This is a genomic window from Thermomonas fusca, from assembly GCF_005862345.1.
GTDB lineage: Bacteria > Pseudomonadota > Gammaproteobacteria > Xanthomonadales > Xanthomonadaceae > Thermomonas > Thermomonas fusca.
The window spans coordinates 88,177-104,694 of record NZ_SROY01000001.1 but is presented as its reverse complement, the minus strand read 5'-3'; the positions used below and the strand labels follow the sequence as shown (position 1 = coordinate 104,694).

General features: G+C 72.6%; 19 protein-coding genes and 1 tRNA gene. 13 read left to right on the top strand and 7 right to left on the bottom strand.

Features of this window, described 5'->3' with window-relative positions; all coding sequences use genetic code 11:
- Positions 1-32 precede the first annotated feature (32 nt).
- Positions 33-1,241 carry a Na+/H+ antiporter NhaA gene (gene nhaA / locus E5S66_RS00480; RefSeq protein ID WP_138346535.1) on the top strand — a complete coding sequence of 403 codons (1,209 nt, stop codon included), beginning with the start codon at positions 33-35 and terminating at the stop codon, positions 1,239-1,241.
- The gene (locus E5S66_RS00475) at positions 1,238-2,119 is read left to right on the top strand and encodes an NAD-dependent epimerase/dehydratase family protein (RefSeq protein ID WP_138346533.1); all 882 of its coding nucleotides are present in this window, start codon (positions 1,238-1,240) and stop codon (positions 2,117-2,119) included. The genes nhaA and E5S66_RS00475 overlap by 4 nt, the downstream gene beginning before the upstream one ends.
- Here the strand turns inward: E5S66_RS00475 and E5S66_RS00470 are convergent.
- Positions 2,095-2,844, bottom strand: coding sequence for a M90 family metallopeptidase (locus tag E5S66_RS00470; RefSeq protein WP_138346530.1), 750 nt, complete (start codon positions 2,842-2,844; stop codon positions 2,095-2,097). The genes E5S66_RS00475 and E5S66_RS00470 overlap by 25 nt on opposite strands.
- 15 nt (positions 2,845-2,859) lie before the next feature.
- Entirely contained in the window at positions 2,860-3,153 is a 294-nt protein-coding gene (locus E5S66_RS00465; RefSeq protein ID WP_138346527.1) for a hypothetical protein, read from the bottom strand.
- Positions 3,154-3,277: 124 nt separating this feature from the next.
- On the opposite strand from E5S66_RS00465, the gene E5S66_RS00460 reads away from it, so the two are divergent.
- The 7 genes from E5S66_RS00460 to rocF all read left to right on the top strand — a co-directional run bounded on the left by E5S66_RS00460 (position 3,278) and on the right by rocF (position 9,326).
- Entirely contained in the window at positions 3,278-5,092 is a 1,815-nt protein-coding gene (locus tag E5S66_RS00460) for a DegV family protein (protein ID WP_171033424.1), read from the top strand.
- Positions 5,093-5,138: 46 nt separating this feature from the next.
- Positions 5,139-5,759 (top strand): glycerol-3-phosphate 1-O-acyltransferase PlsY, encoded by a 621-nt coding sequence (plsY, locus tag E5S66_RS00455; RefSeq protein ID WP_138346522.1) that lies wholly within the window; start codon positions 5,139-5,141, stop codon positions 5,757-5,759.
- Positions 5,756-6,769, top strand: a complete 1,014-nt coding sequence (gene birA, locus E5S66_RS00450; protein ID WP_138346520.1) for a bifunctional biotin--[acetyl-CoA-carboxylase] ligase/biotin operon repressor BirA — start codon at positions 5,756-5,758, stop codon at positions 6,767-6,769. The genes plsY and birA overlap by 4 nt, the downstream gene beginning before the upstream one ends.
- Positions 6,766-7,485 (top strand): type III pantothenate kinase, encoded by a 720-nt coding sequence (locus tag E5S66_RS00445; RefSeq protein ID WP_138346518.1) that lies wholly within the window; start codon positions 6,766-6,768, stop codon positions 7,483-7,485. The genes birA and E5S66_RS00445 overlap by 4 nt, the downstream gene beginning before the upstream one ends.
- A 9-nt stretch (positions 7,486-7,494) precedes the next feature.
- Positions 7,495-8,226, top strand: coding sequence for a hypothetical protein (locus tag E5S66_RS00440; RefSeq protein WP_138346515.1), 732 nt, complete (start codon positions 7,495-7,497; stop codon positions 8,224-8,226).
- Positions 8,227-8,283: 57 nt separating this feature from the next.
- Positions 8,284-8,359 (top strand) — tRNA-Thr (locus E5S66_RS00435).
- 43 nt (positions 8,360-8,402) lie between these two features.
- Positions 8,403-9,326 (top strand): arginase, encoded by a 924-nt coding sequence (rocF, locus tag E5S66_RS00430; protein WP_138346513.1) that lies wholly within the window; start codon positions 8,403-8,405, stop codon positions 9,324-9,326.
- On the opposite strand, the gene hemF is transcribed toward rocF, so the two are convergent.
- From hemF to E5S66_RS00405, 5 genes are all read right to left on the bottom strand, one after another.
- Entirely contained in the window at positions 9,327-10,259 is a 933-nt protein-coding gene (gene hemF, locus E5S66_RS00425; RefSeq protein ID WP_425472141.1) for an oxygen-dependent coproporphyrinogen oxidase, read from the bottom strand.
- A 25-nt stretch (positions 10,260-10,284) separates the two neighbouring features.
- On the bottom strand, positions 10,285-11,130 hold the full coding sequence (locus tag E5S66_RS00420) for an EamA family transporter (protein ID WP_138346510.1): 846 nt from the start codon (positions 11,128-11,130) through the stop codon (positions 10,285-10,287).
- 102 nt (positions 11,131-11,232) lie between these two features.
- Positions 11,233-12,480 carry a heme biosynthesis protein HemY gene (locus E5S66_RS00415; RefSeq protein WP_138346507.1) on the bottom strand — a complete coding sequence of 416 codons (1,248 nt, stop codon included), beginning with the start codon at positions 12,478-12,480 and terminating at the stop codon, positions 11,233-11,235.
- 145 nt (positions 12,481-12,625) lie between these two features.
- Positions 12,626-13,606, bottom strand: coding sequence for a uroporphyrinogen-III C-methyltransferase (locus tag E5S66_RS00410; protein WP_171033423.1), 981 nt, complete (start codon positions 13,604-13,606; stop codon positions 12,626-12,628).
- 10 nt (positions 13,607-13,616) lie between these two features.
- A complete protein-coding gene (locus tag E5S66_RS00405; protein WP_138346502.1) occupies positions 13,617-14,396 on the bottom strand; it encodes a uroporphyrinogen-III synthase in 780 nt (259 codons plus the stop codon).
- 45 nt (positions 14,397-14,441) lie between these two features.
- Between E5S66_RS00405 and E5S66_RS00400 the strand changes: the two genes are divergently transcribed.
- The 4 genes from E5S66_RS00400 (at position 14,442) to secB (ending at position 16,516) form a co-directional block, all read left to right on the top strand.
- Positions 14,442-14,912, top strand: coding sequence for a YiiD C-terminal domain-containing protein (locus tag E5S66_RS00400; RefSeq protein WP_138346499.1), 471 nt, complete (start codon positions 14,442-14,444; stop codon positions 14,910-14,912).
- Positions 14,913-14,978: 66 nt separating this feature from the next.
- Positions 14,979-15,395, top strand: coding sequence for a hypothetical protein (locus tag E5S66_RS00395; RefSeq protein ID WP_138346496.1), 417 nt, complete (start codon positions 14,979-14,981; stop codon positions 15,393-15,395).
- Positions 15,396-15,444: 49 nt separating this feature from the next.
- A complete protein-coding gene (locus E5S66_RS00390; protein ID WP_138346493.1) occupies positions 15,445-15,879 on the top strand; it encodes a rhodanese-like domain-containing protein in 435 nt (144 codons plus the stop codon).
- 115 nt (positions 15,880-15,994) lie between these two features.
- Positions 15,995-16,516 (top strand): protein-export chaperone SecB, encoded by a 522-nt coding sequence (gene secB, locus E5S66_RS00385; protein WP_138346491.1) that lies wholly within the window; start codon positions 15,995-15,997, stop codon positions 16,514-16,516.
- Positions 16,517-16,518 lie beyond the last annotated feature (2 nt).

Genomic DNA, 16,518 nt, shown 5'->3' with positions numbered 1-16,518 from the left:
GTCGACGCAGCGGGCCTTCTATACTGCGGAGGATGACCACGCATGCCTCCGTCTTCGCCCGTGCCCAGAGCGCGCTGGCCGAATTCTTCCGCCTTGAAGCCGCCGCCGGCATCATCCTGATCGCCGCCGCGGTGCTGGCGATGATCGCCGCCAATTCGCCGTTGGCGCATGCCTACGAGGTGTTGCGCGACACCCCGCTGGGCGGCGAAGGCTGGGGCAAGTCGCTGCACTGGTGGATCAACGACGGCCTGATGGCGGTGTTCTTCCTGCTGGTGTCGCTGGAGATCAAGCGCGAGGTGATCTCCGGCCAGCTGTCCAGCCGCGATCAGCTGGCGCTGCCGGTGGTCTGCGCCGTGGCCGGGGTGGCGGTGCCGGCGCTGCTGTATACGGCGATGAACCACGGCGATGCCGGGGCGATGCGCGGCTGGGCCATTCCCACCGCCACCGACATCGCCTTCGCCCTCGGCGTGTTGGCGCTGCTGGGGTCGCGGGTGCCGCTGGGAATGAAGCTGCTGCTGTCCACGATCGCCGTCGCCGACGACCTGATCGCGATCCTGATCATCGCCTTCTTCTATTCACACGGCCTGCATTGGGGTGCGCTGGCCGGCGCGGCAGTGGTGGTCCTGGCGATGTTCGCGCTCAACCGCCGCAACGTCACGCGACTGGCGCCCTATCTGCTGCTGGGCGCGCTGCTGTGGGCGCTGGTGCTGGCCTCGGGCGTGCACGCCACGCTGGCCGGTGTGGTCACCGGGCTGATGATCCCGCACTACGACCGCGGCAACGCGATCGACGACGCCAACGAGCATTCGCCACTGGAAACACTCGAACACGCGCTGCATCCGTGGGTGGCGTTCGCCATCCTGCCGCTGTTCGCATTTGCCAACGCCGGGCTGGCGATGGGCGGGCTGCGCCTGCAGGACCTGGCCTCGCCGCTGCCGGCGGGCATCGCGCTGGGGCTGGTGCTGGGCAAGCCGGTGGGAATTGTTTCCGCGGCGCTGGCGATGCGCGCGTTGGGGCTGGCGCAGTTCCCGCAGGGCATGGACCTGCGCGCGATGCTGGGCCTCGGGCTGCTGTGCGGGATCGGCTTCACCATGAGCCTGTTCATCGCCTCGCTGGCCTTCACCGGGCATCCGCTGCACTACACCGAGGGCGTGCTGGGCGTGCTGGGTGCGTCGTTGGTGGCGGCGCTGCTTGGCAGCGTGTGGCTGGCGCTGGTGCTGCCGCGCAACGCCCGCGCATGAACACCGCGCTGGTGTTCGGCGGCAGCGGGCAGATCGGCGCGGCGCTGCTGGCGCGGCTGCGCGCCGAGGGCTGGCAGGTGCTGGCGCTGTCGCGCACGCAGCGCGCCGATGGCCCCGGCCTGCGCTGGCTGCGCGGCGGCTTTCCGCAGCCGCCGGGATTGCCGGAGCAAGTCGATGCGATCTTCAGCTGCGGCCCGCTGGATGCATTCGCGCAGTGGTATGCGCAGGCCGGCATCCGCAGCGCGCGGGTGGTCGCGTTCGGCTCCACCAGCGTCCACGTCAAGCACGCCTCCGCCGATGCCGGTGAGCGCGACGTGGCGCGGCGCCTGCGCGAGGCCGAAGCTGCCTTGTTCGCGACCGCCGAGGCGCGCGGCGAAGTCGCCATCGTGCTGCGTCCGACGCTGGTGTACGGCGTCGGGCGCGACGCCACCCTGACCCGTATCGCCCGGCTGGCGCGGCGCTTCGGCCGTTTCGTCCTGCCGCGCGCTGCCGCTGGGCGGCGCCAGCCGGTGCACGTCGATGACCTCGCCGACGCGGCGCTGGCGGCCTGTCGCAGCGCTGCCGCCGCTGCGCGTGGCTATGACCTGCCGGGCGGCGAAACGCTGGCCTATGCCGAGATGGTGCGGCGGATGCTGGCCTGCCTGTCGCCATCGCCGCAGCTGCACCTGCTGCCGATGCCGCTGTTCCGAATGCTGCTGGTGGCGGCGCGCACCGGCGGCATTGCCCGCGACCTCACCGGCGATGCGATCGCGCGCATGCGCGACGACCTGGTCTTCGATGCCGGCCCGGCCGCGCGCGACTTCGGCTATGCACCGCGTGTGTTTGCGCCCACCGCGGCGATGTTCGGTACGGCTCAGGCCAGCAGCGGCGCGCCGTAGAACCGGCGCAGGTGCGCGGCGACCTCGGGCATCGCCGCCTGCAGCGTGCGTGCGTCGCTGAAGTGGTATTCGGTGCAGACCGCGAAGAATTCCTCCGGCGCTTCCGCGGCATAGGGGTCGATGGCGGTGTCATGGCCGGCGTCCACCTCGGCGCAGAAACCGTCGTAGGCGCGCTGGAAATCCGCCGCCCACTGCCGCTGCCAGTCGCGCGGCAGCGGCGGGGTGCCGTCCATCGCGCCGTCCAGTGCGTCGAGTTTGTGCGCGATCTCGTGCGCGGCCACGCAGAAGCCGTCGTTCGGCGCGGCGATGTCGCTGCGCACGTCGGCCCAGGACAGGATCACCGGGCCGCGCTCCCAGGCTTCGCCGATCAGCTCCTCGGCGCCCTCGTGGAGGATGCCGTGGGCGTCGACATGGCTGCGTTGGGCGCGGAAGGCGGCCGGGTACACCAGCAGCTCCTTCCAGCCGTGCAGGCCCTCGCGACCGAACTCCAGCAAAGGCATGCAGCACAGCATCGCCAGCCGCAGCCGCTGCACCTCGTCCAGGCGCAGGCCGTGCAGCGGGGTGATGGCCTTGTCGGCCAGGAATTCGGCGGCCAGCGCGTGCAGGCGCTGCTGGCGCGGCGGGTCGAGATCGCGCAGCCACGGCAAACCGGCCGCAGCCTGCCGGCACAGCGAAGGGTCAAGTGCGGGAGCAGTGCGCGGGCGGCGCGAGAACGGCCAGATCACGCGGAACCGGATTGCTCAGCGGAACATGCCGGGCAGGAAGCTGTGGAAGCGCGACGGCATCGCGCGGCTGTCGCCGGAAGCGCGGGCCGGGCCCGGTGCCTGCGCCTTCGGGCGCGGTGCGCGCGGCGTATGCGCGGCGGCGGTGACATCGATGTCGGCTTCGTCCAGCCGCTCCATCGACGCCGGTTGGGGCTCTGCCGGCGGCGTGCTTTCCGGTGCCATCTGCCGCAGTTCGCTGGCGCCGGCATGGCCAAAGGCGCCCGTCAGGGCAAGGCAGACCAACAGCTGACGCGTCGTGGACAGGCGCATGGAGGGTCACCGGATGAATGGGCGTACGCAGCGCACGGCCCGCCCGCGACTATAGCAGCCGACCGAGCCGGTCGGTGCTGCGCCGCAGCAGGCGCGGATGCGGCCGGCTCTGCACACTGGCGGCATGTCCGACACCGCCCTGACCACCAGCGTCCCGCCCTCCGCCGTCACCGCCGCCGCGCTGCGCCGGGCCCTGATCGCCGGTGCGCGGCGGGTGATCGCTGCGCGCGACGAGCTCAACCGCATCAACGTGTTCCCGGTGCCCGACGGCGATACCGGCAGCAACCTCGCCTCGACCCTGGGCAGCGTGCTGCACGGCGCGCTGAGCCGGCGCAGCCGCCATGCCGGCGAACTGCTGCTGCGGGTGGGCAACGACGCGATCGATGGCGCGCGCGGCAATTCCGGCGCGATCATGGCGCAGTTCCTGATGGGCCTGGGCGAGCAGGCGCGGGCGTTGTCGCAGCTCGATGCCGGCGAGCTGGCGGCGGCGGTGCGACGCGGCGCGGACAGCGCTCGCGCGGCATTGGCGCAGCCGGTGGAGGGCACCATCCTGAGCGTGATCGCGGCGTTCGCCGAGGCGCTGGAGGAGCAGGCGCGCAGGGTAGGGGCGAAGCCATGGCAGGCGTTCGCGGCGGCGCTGCCACGCGCGCGCACCGCGCTGGCCGACACCCCGCGGCAGATGCCGCTGCTGCGCAAGGCGGGCGTGGTGGATGCCGGCGCGCGCGGATTCGTGGACTGGCTGGAGGGCATCGCCGCCTATGCCGAAGGCGGTCCGCGCGTGCTGAACCTGCGCGGCGCGGTCGGCGACGGCGCGGAGGCCGCTGCCGCGCATGTCCATCTGGATGTGGATCCGGGTTGCCGCTATTGCACCGAATGTCTGCTGGTGGGCGAGCGGATCGACCGGGTCGCGCTGCGCACCGCGCTGGCGGTGATCGGCATCGAATCGCTGGTGGTGGCAGGCAGCGACAGCCGGGTGCGCGTGCATGGCCACGCCGCGCGGCCGCAGGTGTTGTTCGATGCCTGCGCCGGGTTCGGCCGGGTCGAGGCGATGAAGGCCGACGACATGGTCATGCAGCAGCGCAGCGTGGAATCGCCGGGCCGGGTGGCGGTGGTGACCGACAGCGCTTCCGATCTGCCGCAGGCACTGGCCGATCGCTTCGACATCCACGTGGTGCCGGTGCGGGTCAGCCTGGACGGCCGCGATTACCTGGACCGCCTGGGCCTGGGGACGGCCGAGTTCTACCGGCGCATGGCCGCCTCGGCGCAGCTGCCGCAGACCAGCCAGCCACCGCCGGGGGATTTCCGCCGCGTCTTCGAACACGTGCTGGCGCACCAGCCGGCGGCGGTCTACGTGGGCCTGTCGCGGCCGCTGTCCGGCACCCTGCAATCGGCCGAGTCGGCGGCGCGTGGGCAGCAGGGACCGCTGCACTGCATCGATAGCGGCCACGCCAGCGTCGGCCAGGCACTGTTGGCATGGCGCGCCGGCGAGCTGGCCGCCGCCGGTGCGGAGGCGGACGCGATTGCCGAGGAACTGGCGCGGCTGGTGCCGCGGACGCTGACCTGGGCGATGGCACGCGACATCCGCCACGCCGTGCGCGGCGGTCGCATTCCGCGCTGGGCCGCCCCGCTGGTGCGCTTCAGCGGGCTGACCCCGCTGGCCGCGATCCGCAACGGCGTGCTGAAGGTGGCCGGTGGCCTGTTCGCCCGCCACGGCGCGCCGGAGGCGTTCGCGCGCCATGTGGCGCGGCGGCTGCCGGCGGCACCCGGCTGGCGGCTGCTGGTCGGCCATGCCGATGCGGCGGCGGACGGCGAACGCGTGCTGGCGGCGCTGCGCCGGCTGCTGCCGGTGACCGAGGCGCATCTGGTCGAAGTGGGGCCGGCGATCGGCGCGCATGCCGGACGCGGTGCCCTGGTGCTGGGGCTGCAGCCCGCGCCCTGACGCGATCCGGGTGCGGGCGGATGGCCGCGCTGCGTATCATCGAAGGATGTCGCCCGTACTCGCCGCCGCCTGCCTGCTGTGTGTCGCCTACCTGCTGGGCTCGCTGTCCGGCAGCCTGCTGCTGGGCCGGCTGCGCGGGGTCGACGTGCGCACCCTGGGCAGCGGCAACGCCGGCGGCACCAACGCGTTCCGTACCCAGGGCCTGCGCTTCGCGCTGGGGGTGGTGCTGATCGACGTCGGCAAGGGCGCGCTGGCGGCGTGGCTGGCGCTGCGTTTCGCACCGGCCGTGGCCTGGCCCGCGGCGGCGCTGGCGGTGGTGGGCCATGTCTGGCCGGTCTGGCACGGTTTCCGCGGCGGCAAGGGCGCCGCCACCGCGGTCGGCGCGCTGCTGGTGCTGTGGCCGCTGGCCGTGCCGCTGCTGCTGGGCGTGTGGCTGCTGGTACTGGTGGCCACCGGTTACGTCGGGCTGTCCACGGTGCTGGCGACGGCCAGCCTGCCGCTGTGGGCCTGGTTGTTCGATGCCGGTGCGCCGCGGCTGGCGTTTTCCGTCGCGCTGGCACTGTTCCTCGCCTTCACCCATCGCGGCAACCTGCAGCGGTTGCGGCACGGCACCGAGTCGCGCTTCGAGCGCGCGCGCCTGCTGCGCCGCCGGGGCGCACGCGCATGAGCGACGCCCGCGGCGAACGCGCGCTGTTGCAGCGGCTGGCGGACGGGCCGGTCAGCGGCGACGTGCTGGCCGGCGAGGTCGGGCTGACCCGCGCCGCGGTGTGGAAGCGGATCGAGGCGTTGCGCGACGCGGGCATCGCCATCGAGGCGGCGCCGGGGCGCGGCTACCGCCTTGCGCAGCCGCTGGACCTGCTGGACGTCGACGCCATCCGCGCTGCCCTGCCGGCAGCGCTGCGCACCGGACTGGCCGATCTGGAGGTGGCGTGGTCGCTGGATTCCACCAACAGCGAACTGCTCCGCCGCGACACCCCTGCGCGCGGCTGCGCGGTGCTGCTGGCCGAACGCCAGACCGGCGGGCGCGGCCGGCGTGGCCGCGAGTGGGCGTCGCCGCTGGCCGCGCATCTGTATCTGTCGCTGGCGCGGCGTTTCGAGGGCGGATTGGCGCGGCTGGGCGGCCTGAGCCTGGTGGCCGGGATCGCCGCCTGCGAAGCGCTGCATGTGCTGGGCTTCGCGCAGCTGCGGCTGAAGTGGCCGAACGATCTGGTGGTCGACGATGGCGGCGGCCTGCGCAAGCTCGGCGGCCTGCTGGTGGAGGGTGGCGGCGAAGCCGGCGGCGCGGTGCGCGCGGTGGTCGGCATCGGCGTCAACGTGCGCATGCCGGCAGCCTTGTCCAGCGCGATCGACCAACCGTGGACCCAGCTGGCCGCACTGGTACCGCAGCCGCCCGCGCGCAACCTGCTGGCGGCCGGTCTGCTGGCCCACCTGCTGCCCGCGCTGGACGTGTTCGATGCGCAGGGGCTGGCCCCGTTCCTGCCGCGCTATGCGGCGCTGGACGCGCTGGCCGGACGGCCGGTGCAGGTGCATGAGGCCACGCGCAGCTGGAAGGCGCAGGCACTGGGCATCGCGGAGGACGGCGCGCTGCGGGTGCGCGACGCCGCTGGCGACATCCGCCTGGTGCACGCCGGCGACGTCAGCGTGCGCGCCGCGCGAACGGACGCGGGGCGGGCATGACCACCTGGCTGTTCGATCTCGGCAACACCCGCCTGAAATGCGCGCCGCTGGAGCCCGACGGCAGCGTGGGCGAGGTGCGCGCGATCGCCCATGACGATGCCGATGGCTGGCTGGACGCATTGCCGGCCGGCGCTGTCGCCTGCATCGCCAGCGTGGCCGCACCGGAGCGGCGGGTGGCGCTGCTGGATGCGCTGTGCGCGCGCTTCCAGCGCCTGCATCGGGTGCACACCGAAACGGCGCTGGGGCCGCTGCGGATTGCCTATGCCGAGCCCGCGCACCTGGGCGTGGACCGTTTCCTGGCGATGCTGGGGCTGTGCGGCAGCACGCCGGCGCTGGTGGTCGGTGTCGGCACCGCGCTCACCATCGACCTGCTGGATGGCGCGGGCCGCCACCGCGGCGGCCGCATCGCGCCGTCCCCGCAGCTGATGCGCGAAGCGCTGCACGCACGCGCGGTGCAGCTGCCGCTGGCCGGCGGCGACTATGCGGAGTTCGCCGACGACACCCACCACGCGCTCGCCTCCGGCTGCGACGGCGCCGCACTGGCGCTGGTCGAGCGCAGCCTGCACGTCGCGCAGGCGCTGCTGGGCGCCACGCCCCTCCTGCACCTGCACGGTGGCGGCGCCGCGGCGTTGCGCTCGCGCTTGCCGGCGCATACGTGGGCGCCGGATGCGGTGCTGCAGGGGCTGGCGCGCTGGCACGCGCTGCGGATCGCATAAACTCGACCGATGCTGCTGCGCGCCGCCATCGTGATCCTCGTGATGCTCAACCTGGGCGCCGCCGGCTGGTGGCTGTTCCAGCCGTCGCCGGCAGCAGGCGCAACCAGCGCAGCGGCAGCGCCGGGCTTGCGCCTGCTGCGCGAAGCCGCGCCCGCCGGCGCAGAACCGGCGGCGGCATCGGCAACTCCCTCGCCTGTGATCGCGGCCGTGGGCGCGCCGGCAACGCCGGCAGTGGCGGCTGCATCCACGACTTCCGGATCCATCACGCCGGTGGCCGCGGCCGAACAAGCGCCGGCCTGCCTGCGCTTCGGCCCGTTTGCCGATCCTGCCGCCCGCAACGGTGCGCGCGCGGCGCTGGCGGCGAGCGGCGTGACTGCCACGGCGTTCGACGAGCGCGCCCGCGGCGTGCGCGGCTGGAAGGTGTTCCTGCCGGTGCAACCCTCGCGCGAGGCTGCGGTGGCGCTGGCCGAGCGGCTGAAGGCCGGCGGGGTCGCCGACCTGTTCGTGATGACCCAGGGCGCGGACGCCAACAGCATCGCGCTGGGCCGCTTCAGCAGCGAAACCGGCGCGCGCAGGCGGCAGGCGGAACTGCAGGGCAAGGGCGTGCAGGCGCAGGTGGAGCCGGTCGGCGGCACGCCTGCGCAGGCGTGGCTGGACGCGCGCCTGCCGCCGACTGCGGACCGCGCCGCGCTGGCGCGGATCGCGCGCTCGCAGCCGCTGGACTGCTCGCAGCTGCGCTGAGCGCACGCCGGCAGCGGTTCCGGCGGCGACAGGGCCGCCTGATAGAATCGGCCTCCCGCCGCTTTAGCTCAGTTGGTAGAGCAGCTGTCTTGTAAACAGCAGGTCGTCCGTTCGATTCGGACAAGCGGCACCATCTTCCGTTCGCACCCGCGCCGATCGCAGCGCCTGGAGCCACCATGATCCGTGCCTATCCGCCTGTTTCCGTGTTCGGCGTGCCCACCGACATCGGCGCGTCCCGGCGCGGCGCATCGATGGGCCCGGAAGCCCTGCGCGTGGCCGGGCTGGTCGAAGCCATCGCCGCGCGCGGCGTGGATGCGCGCGACATCGGCGATGTCGCCGGCCCGCGCAATCCGGTCAGCCCGCCGGTGGACGGCTATCGCCACCTCGCGGAAGTCACCGCCTGGAACCGCGCGGTATTCGACGCCAGCCTCGGCGAACTGCGCGCCGGGCGCATGCCGATCATGCTTGGTGGCGACCACTGCCTGGCCATCGGTTCGATCGCCGCGGTGGCCGCGCACTGCCGCGACAACGGCAGGAAGCTGCGGGTGCTGTGGCTGGACGCGCACGCCGACTTCAACACCAGCGCGCTCACCCCCAGTGGCAACATCCACGGCATGCCGGTGGCCTGCCTGTGCGGGATGGGCCCGCAGGCGCTGACCACGCTGGGCGGCGTGGTGCCGGCGATCACCCCGGCGCAGGTGCGGCAGATCGGCATCCGCTCGGTCGATCCGGGCGAGAAGCAGCTGGTCAAGGAACACGGCCTCGACATCTACGACATGCGCTACATCGATGAGGTCGGCATGCGCCGCACGATGGAAGAAGCGCTGGAAGGCGTGGATGCCGACACCCACCTGCACGTCAGCTTCGACGTCGACATGCTGGACCCGTCGATCGCACCCGGCACCGGCACCCGCGTGCCCGGCGGCGTGAACTACCGCGAGGCGCAGCTGATCATGGAGATGGTGGCCGACAGCGGCCGCCTGGGCTCGCTCGACCTGGTGGAAGTGAACCCCGCGCTGGATCGCCGCAATGCCACCGCGAAGCTGGCGGTGGACCTGGTGGAAAGCCTGTTCGGCAAATCCACCCTGATGCGCGACTGATCAGGCCAGTTCGGCCAGCCAGTCGCGCGGACGCAGGTAGTCGGCCAGCCGCGCTTCGGCGCTGCCGGCCTCGGGCTGGTAGCCGTACTCCCAGCGCACCAGCGGCGGCAGGCTCATCAGGATCGATTCGGTGCGGCCGCCGCTCTGCAGGCCGAACAGGGTGCCGCGGTCGAACACCAGGTTGAACTCCACGTAGCGGCCGCGCCGGTACAGCTGGAACTGGCGCTCGCGCTCGCCGTAAGGCGTGTCCTTGCGGCGCTCGACAATCGGCAGGTAGGCATCGAGGAAGCCGTCGCCGACCGCGCGCATGTAGCCGAAGCAGTCGTCGAAGTCGCCGTGCAGGTCGTCGAAGAACAGCCCGCCCACGCCGCGGGTTTCGTCGCGGTGCTTGAGCAGGAAATATTCGTCGCACCATTTCTTGTGCGCCTCATAACGCGCCTGTCCGCCGAACGGTTCGCACAGCGCGCGCGCGCTGCGGTGCCAGTGCAGCACATCGTCATCGAACGGATAGAACGGGGTCAGGTCGAAGCCGCCGCCGAACCACCAGGCCACGGTTTCGCCGTCGCGCTCGGCACGGAAATGGCGCACGTTCGCATGCGTGGTCGGAAGAAACGGATTGCGCGGATGGAACACCAGCGAGACGCCCACCGCGCGCCACGACGCACCGGCCAGTTCCGGGCGGCCGGCACTCGCGGATGGCGGCAGGCGGTCGCCGGCCACGTCGGAAAAACCGATCCCGGCCTGCTCGAACACCGCGCCCTCGCGCAGCACCCGGGTGCGCCCGCCGCCGCGGATCGGCGAGCTGGCGGGATCCTTCGTCCACGCGTCCTCGCTGAAGCGCGCGCTGCCGTCGGCGCGCTCGATCTCGCTGCAGATGCGGTCCTGCAGGCCGGTGAGGTAGCTGCGGACGCTGTCGATGTCGGGGATGTTCATGCGCGCATTGTAGGACCCGCGCCGCTCAGCCCAGCGCCAGCAGGGCGATCGCGGTCAGCGCCAGCAGCAGGCCGGCGGCGTTGATCCGGCTCAGGCGTTCGCGGAACAGCGCAACGCCTGCCACCGCGCCGAGTGCCACCACGCCGAGGTTCATGCTGGCGAACACCAGCGACGGGCTGTCCGGCAGGGCGCGGTGGGCGCGCAGGTAGAACAGGATGTTGGCGAAGTTGACCGCGCCCAGCAGCAGTCCACCCAGCGCGCTGCGCATGGTGAAGCGCACCCTGCGAAACAGCTGCAGGGCAAAGTCCACCAGCAGTGCCAGCGCGAACACCGCCAGCAGCGCGCTGCCCAGCGGCAGGCCGCCGCCGGCCACGCGCTTGAACAGGACGTCGATCAGTCCGAAGCCGGCGAACACCGCCAGCGGCCAGCCCCAGCGCGCCACGCCGTTGCCGCCGGCATCGCGCCCATCGCGCCAGACCATGCCGGCCAGCGCCAGCAGGCCCAGCGCGCAGCCGGCCAGCTTCAGCGGCGCCAGGGCTTCGCCGAACAGGGTGAACGCGGCCAGCAGCGGGATCAGCAGCGACAGCCGTTGCGCCGCGTCGCTGCGCACGATGCCGGCGTGGTGCACGGAGGCCGCCAGCGCCAGGAAGATGGTCGGCAGCAGCAGGCCCAGCGCGGCGAGGGTGAGCCACGGCGCATCCGCCTGCCGCAGCGGTTGCAGCGACGGCTGCAGGACCAGCAGCGTGAGCGCGCCGGTGGCGACGTAGTTCCACGCCACCGCCTGGCCGACGTCGATATCGAAGCGCCGGGCCAGCTTGAGCAGCACGGAGACCAGCACGCTGCACAGTGCGGCCAGCAGGACATGGATCATGGAGGGCGTCCGCAGAGGGAAAGAGCCGTTGCCCGCGTGGGCCCGGAGGACGACTATTTTCGCCGAACGGCGCCGGCTGCACCGGCGCGTTGCGGCGTGTGGTCAGTCGGCCAGACGCGGCAAGCCGAAGCGATCGCGCGTTTCGACGTGGGCGTCCGCCGGCTGCGCGGGAGGGGCCGCGTCGACGGGATCCACCGCGACATCACCGCGCTGGCTGCGCAGCGCATTGGCATAGCAGCGCTGCGCACGGACATGGTCGTCCAGCTGCGCGGCGCCATCGCCCAGCGCTTCCCAAGCGGGCGCGCCGGCGCCTGCAGTCAGCGCGCGATTCAGTGCGTCCTCGGCCGCCAGCCAGCGGCCCCGCCGCTGGTCGATGCGGGCGCTGGCAAGCAGCAGCGCCGGGCTGGCCGGGCGTGCCTGCAGCCAGCGCTCCAGCTGCGCATGGCGATGTTCGATGCGGTCGACGTCGAGCTGTCCGTACAGCGCGGCCAGCGCTTCATCCCATTCGGCATCCAGGGCCTGTTCGATGCTCGCCGTGGCTGCGTCGTGCCAGCCCAGCGCGGCGGCGCGACCGGCATAGGCGGCCGCCACGTCGGGATGCGTGCGCAGTGTCGGCGGCAGCGCATCCCACAGCGCGGCGACGGTGTTGCCGTCGTCGGCTTCGCGCAGTGCCTGCGCCGCCCAGCGCGCCGGGACTGTCTCGGCCTCGGCTGCCGGCAGCGCCTGTTGCTGGCGCAGCGCGCCAAGCAGGCCGTAGGCCTCGGCGCTGCGTGCGCTGGCCAGCAGCGCCTGCGCGCGCAGCCACAGGCCGCGCGGCGGCAGCGGTTGCGCCGGCGCGGCGTCGAGCGCTTGCAGTGCGGCTTCCGGCTGCTGCCGGGCCAGCGCGCGTTCGGCCAGCACCACCGCGCGGATGCCGGCGTGCCGATGTTCGAACCCCGCCAGCAGCGCTTCGCCTGCTGCGTCGTCGCCGCGCATGAACGCGGCGCGTGCCGCCTGCGCGCGGGCCACGGCTTCCGCCGCGGGATCGTCTGCGGCTTGCCGCAGCAGCTGCCCGGCGCGCAGGTAGTCGCCGCGCTCGAATGCCGTCAGCCCATCGATCAGCTGCGCCCGCGCACGCCGCCTGCGGCGCCGGGTCCACAGCCGGAACGGCAGCCGCAGCGCCGTCCACAGCAACGCCAGCGCGAACAATCCCGCCAGCAGCAGGCCGATGCCCACCGCCAGCGTGGTGCTGTAGTCGGTGCCGCGGTAACGCACCAGCAGATAGCCCGGGTCCTGCAGCAGGTACTGCACCAGCACGGCGCCCAGCACCGCCAGCAGCAGCCAGACCAGCACGTTGCGGAACAGGTTCATCGCGGTGTCTCCCGAGTGTGCGGGGCGTGATGCGCGCGTCGGCGAACGCGGAGCGCGATCGCGACGGCAGGGTGGAAGCCAGTGTACGCAGCGAGGCGGAAGCCGATGTCCACGGTGCGCGCGCGGCGGCGCAACGACCCGCGCTTCAACCGTCGCGCTGCGCGCGCAGCTGCGCCAGGGTGCTGCCGGACAGCGGCGCGGCTGGGTGCAGGGTGATGGCGTGCAGCTGCTCGATCAGGCGCTGGCGCTGCGCGAGCTGCGGCGAACCGGCCAGCAGGCGCTGCAGCCAGCCGTCGATGCGGGTCAGCGCCTGCTGCAGGCCGGCACCGTCGCGGCGCTGGATGGCGGCGCGTGCCAGCGCGGCTTCCAGCTGCAGCGCGGCCAGCGCGGCCTGGCGGTCGGCGTGGTCGCGCAGGCCGGCGCTGGCGGTGGGCTGCACGCGCACGATGCGATCCAGCAGCCGCGCGAACCACGGCGTGGCCTGCGACTGGTTGGCGCTGGTGATAGCGCCTTGCTCCAGTGGGATATCGGCAACCAGTCGTTCGAGCAGTGACTCTGCAGTGCCGCGCGGATCCGCTCCCAGCGCCTCCAGCGCGGCCTGCTCCTGCGCCAGCGTCTGCTTGAGGTTGAGCCAGGCCGGATCATCGACGCTAGCCAGCAGTGGCGCCGCCAATGCCAGCGCGCGCCGCGCGCCGTCGAGGTCGCGGTCCAGCTGCAGGCGCTGCTGGCCGATCGCCAACAGCAGTTCAACCTGGTCCAGCCGTAGCGACAGCGCGCCGTGGCGGTCGGCATCGGCCAGCCGCGACACGCTGTCTTCGATCGCCGCCGCGCGCTGGCCGAGGCCCAGCAGTTCGTCGCGCAGCACCCGGTTGGTGGCTTCGGCCTGCTGCAGCCGCTGCGATTGTGCGCGCTGCGCCTGTCGCAGGCTGTCGATGCGCGCGTCCAGCGCGTCGCGCTGCTGCTCGCTGCGCGCCCGCTCCTGCGCTTGCAGCGCCTGCCACTGGCGCCAGCCCAGCCCGCCGGCGGCGGCCAGCGTGATCAGCAGCAGCGCCAGCAGCAACAGGCCGCCGGCGCGCGAGCGGCGCGCCGGCGAAACGGGGGTGTCGGATGTGTCGGAGGTGTCCACGGCGATGATGTTAATCGTGGCGGGCGAAGGCGTCGGCGGCTGCGCGCAGCAGCGCGGCCGGGCGCGCGTCGCTGGCCAGCGCGATGCGGGTGAAGCCCGCCGCACGCGCCGCCTCGCCCAGACGGGCGCTGGCCGCAACCACCGCGACCTTGCCCAGGCCGCGCGCCGGCAGCTGCGCCAGCAGCGCGTCCAGCGCTTCGCCGCTGCTCAGTGCCAGCAGCACGCGCTCGGGGTCGCGCAGCACCGCTTCCAGCGCCGCGCGCCGGGCCGACGACAGGGCGACTGCGCGACGCGCGTACACGTTCGCGCGCAGCACCGTCGCGCCGCGTGCCGCCAGCGACGGCGCCAGCACGCCACGGCCGCCCGGCGCGGTGACCAGGCCGACGCGCTTGTCCCGCACATCCACAAGCTGCGGCAGGCCCAGCAGGCCTTCGCTGTCCATCCGCGCCGGCGCCACCGCGTCGATGCCGCTGCGCGCCAGCGCGCGTCGCGTGCCGGCGCCGACCGCCAGCCAGTGCTGGCCGCGACGTGGCCGCAGCGGTGCCAGCGCCGCCGCCGCGCGCGCCGCATTCGGGCTGGTGAACAGGAGGATGTCGGCGGCCAGCGCTGCGGCCAGGGATTGCCGCGCGTCGCTGTCGTCGAGGATGTCGATGGCGATCGGCGACAGCGCCAGCAAGCGCGCGCCGGATCGCGTCGCCGCCGCGCGCAAACCGGCGTGCTGTCCGCGCGGTCGCAGCGACAGTACGGTCCAGTGTTGAAGCGGAAGTGCTTGATCGGCAAGGCGCGACATGCACACAGCTTGGCATGGCGTCGACGTTTGCGTCAGGCTTCGCGGATGAATGCAATCGAGAAACCCGACGCCGCGTTGGCCGCGTTGGCCCGCCATTTCGCCGGCATGCCGCCGGTCGCCGCCATGCAGCCGCAGGTGCTGGACTGGCATGACGGCGTGCTGCGCCTGCGCGCGCCGCTGGCCGCCAACGTCAACGACAAGCACTGCGCGTTCGGCGGCAGCCTGTCCTCGCTGATGACCATCGCCGCGTGGGGGCTGGTGTCGATGGAGCTTGAAGCCGCCGGCCTGCACGCCGACGTGTTCGTGGCCGACAGCCGGGTGCGCTACCTCAAGCCGGTGTTCGAGGACATCGTGGTCGAGACCACGTTCGACGATGCCGTCGAGCACGCCGCGCTGGTGGGCACGCTGCGCCGGCAGGGCCGCGCCGGCATCCGCCTGCAGGCGAAGACGCTGCTGGCCGACGGCGGGGTGGCGGCCACCTATACCGGCCGCTACGTGGCGATCGGCAAGGCCTGATCGGGCGGCGGCGGGGGAGTTGTCCGCAAGCGGTTAGGATGCGTCGTCCCCCGCCGGAGAATCCCGATGTCCCGATGGCTGCTGCGCTGCCTGCTGCTGTGCTGCCTGGCCCTGCTGGCCGGTTGCCCCAAGTCCGCCAGCAAGGGCAGTGCGCTGGACGAGGCGCAGTACAGCTATTCGGCGGCGATCCGCTGGGGGGATTTCGAAGGCGCGTGGAACCTGGTCGATCCCGAGGTGCGCAAGGAACACCCGCTCACCGACATCGATTTCTCCCGCTACAAGCAGGTGCAGATCTCGTCCTACCGCGACAGCGGCGGCACCACGCTGGGCAACGGCGAGGTGGTGCGCGACATCGAGATCGGCGTCATCAACCGCAACACCCTGGCCGAACGTACCGTCCGCTATCGCGAGCGTTGGCGCTACGACGAACCCTCGCGCAGCTGGTGGCTGGTCAGCGGCCTGCCGGACCTGTGGGGCGAATGAGGCGCGAGGTGCGGCTACAATTGCCGCCCCGTCTTGACCGGTCGATGCCGTGACCTTCGCCGAACTGGCCGCCTTTGCCGGCCGCCACCCCATGCTGTCGCTGGCCCTGGCCGGCATCACCGTCGCCCTGATCGGCAACGAACTCGCCAACCTGCTGGGCGGCGTGCGCCGGATCGGCCCGGCCCAGCTGACCGGCCTGATCAACCGCGACAACGCGCTGGTGGTGGACCTGCGTGCGCCCGGCGAGTTCGAGAAGGGCCATATCGCCGGCTCCAAGAACGTCCAGCCCAGCCAGTTCGACCCCGAGCACAAGCAGCTGGCCGCCGCCAAGGCGCTGCCGGTGGTGCTGGTGTGCCGGGTCGGGCAGACCGCCAGCGGCGCCGCCAAGCGCCTGCGCAAGGCCGGTTTCGCCCACGTCAGCGTGCTGGAAGGCGGCATCCAGGCCTGGCAGGGCGCCGACCTGCCGCTGGTCAAGGGCCGCTGATCCGCCCTGCGCCGGACTTGTGTTCGGCGCCCGCCTGCCCCACGTCGGAAAGGCCGCGCCGCGTTCGGTGCGATAATCGACGTTTCCATTTCCTTCGCTGCACTCGAGAATTCCCATGTCCGATGAAAACCTGAACGGCATCGCGCCGGCCGCCGACGCCCAGCAGGGCCCGACCTTCACCGTCGAAAAGCTGTACGTGAAGGACGTCTCCTTCGAAGCGCCGAATGCGCCGCAGGTGTTCAACGAACAGGGCCAGCCGGACCTGCAGATGAAGCTGAACCAGAAGGTGCAGCGCCTGGCCGACAATGCGTTCGAAGTCAGCCTGGGCATCACCCTGACCTGCACCCTGAACGACAAGACCGCCTATCTGGCCGAAGTCGAGCAGGCCGGCGTGTTCGGCCTCGGCGGCATGGACGATCAGATGCTGGACGCGATGCTGGGCATCCAGTGCCCGAACATCCTGTACCCCTACGCTTCGGCCACCATCGGCCAGCTGATCACCTCGGGCGGTTTCCCGCCGTTCCCGATGCAGCCGATCAACTTCGAGGCGCTGTACGCCGAGACCCTGCGCCAGCGCGTTGCGCAAATGTCGCAGGGCGACTCGCTGGCCGACGCCGAAACCGCCGGCAACGCCTGATC

What these genes read in the sequence shown, in the direction of transcription:
- nhaA (WP_138346535.1), top strand. Translation starts at nt 33, where the DNA reads ATGACCACGCATGCCTCCGTCTTCGCCCGTGCCCAGAGCGCGCTGGCC.
- E5S66_RS00440 (WP_138346515.1), top strand. Translation starts at nt 7,495, where the DNA reads ATGCTGCTGCGCGCCGCCATCGTGATCCTCGTGATGCTCAACCTGGGC.
- E5S66_RS00395 (WP_138346496.1), top strand. Translation starts at nt 14,979, where the DNA reads ATGTCCCGATGGCTGCTGCGCTGCCTGCTGCTGTGCTGCCTGGCCCTG.
- E5S66_RS00475 (WP_138346533.1), top strand. Translation starts at nt 1,238, where the DNA reads ATGAACACCGCGCTGGTGTTCGGCGGCAGCGGGCAGATCGGCGCGGCG.
- hemF (WP_425472141.1), bottom strand. Translation starts at nt 10,259, where the DNA reads ATGAACATCCCCGACATCGACAGCGTCCGCAGCTACCTCACCGGCCTG.
- birA (WP_138346520.1), top strand. Translation starts at nt 5,756, where the DNA reads ATGAGCGACGCCCGCGGCGAACGCGCGCTGTTGCAGCGGCTGGCGGAC.
- E5S66_RS00420 (WP_138346510.1), bottom strand. Translation starts at nt 11,130, where the DNA reads ATGATCCATGTCCTGCTGGCCGCACTGTGCAGCGTGCTGGTCTCCGTG.
- secB (WP_138346491.1), top strand. Translation starts at nt 15,995, where the DNA reads ATGTCCGATGAAAACCTGAACGGCATCGCGCCGGCCGCCGACGCCCAG.
- E5S66_RS00465 (WP_138346527.1), bottom strand. Translation starts at nt 3,153, where the DNA reads ATGCGCCTGTCCACGACGCGTCAGCTGTTGGTCTGCCTTGCCCTGACG.
- E5S66_RS00400 (WP_138346499.1), top strand. Translation starts at nt 14,442, where the DNA reads ATGAATGCAATCGAGAAACCCGACGCCGCGTTGGCCGCGTTGGCCCGC.
- E5S66_RS00460 (WP_171033424.1), top strand. Translation starts at nt 3,278, where the DNA reads ATGTCCGACACCGCCCTGACCACCAGCGTCCCGCCCTCCGCCGTCACC.
- rocF (WP_138346513.1), top strand. Translation starts at nt 8,403, where the DNA reads ATGATCCGTGCCTATCCGCCTGTTTCCGTGTTCGGCGTGCCCACCGAC.
- E5S66_RS00415 (WP_138346507.1), bottom strand. Translation starts at nt 12,480, where the DNA reads ATGAACCTGTTCCGCAACGTGCTGGTCTGGCTGCTGCTGGCGGTGCTG.
- plsY (WP_138346522.1), top strand. Translation starts at nt 5,139, where the DNA reads ATGTCGCCCGTACTCGCCGCCGCCTGCCTGCTGTGTGTCGCCTACCTG.
- E5S66_RS00445 (WP_138346518.1), top strand. Translation starts at nt 6,766, where the DNA reads ATGACCACCTGGCTGTTCGATCTCGGCAACACCCGCCTGAAATGCGCG.
- E5S66_RS00405 (WP_138346502.1), bottom strand. Translation starts at nt 14,396, where the DNA reads ATGTCGCGCCTTGCCGATCAAGCACTTCCGCTTCAACACTGGACCGTA.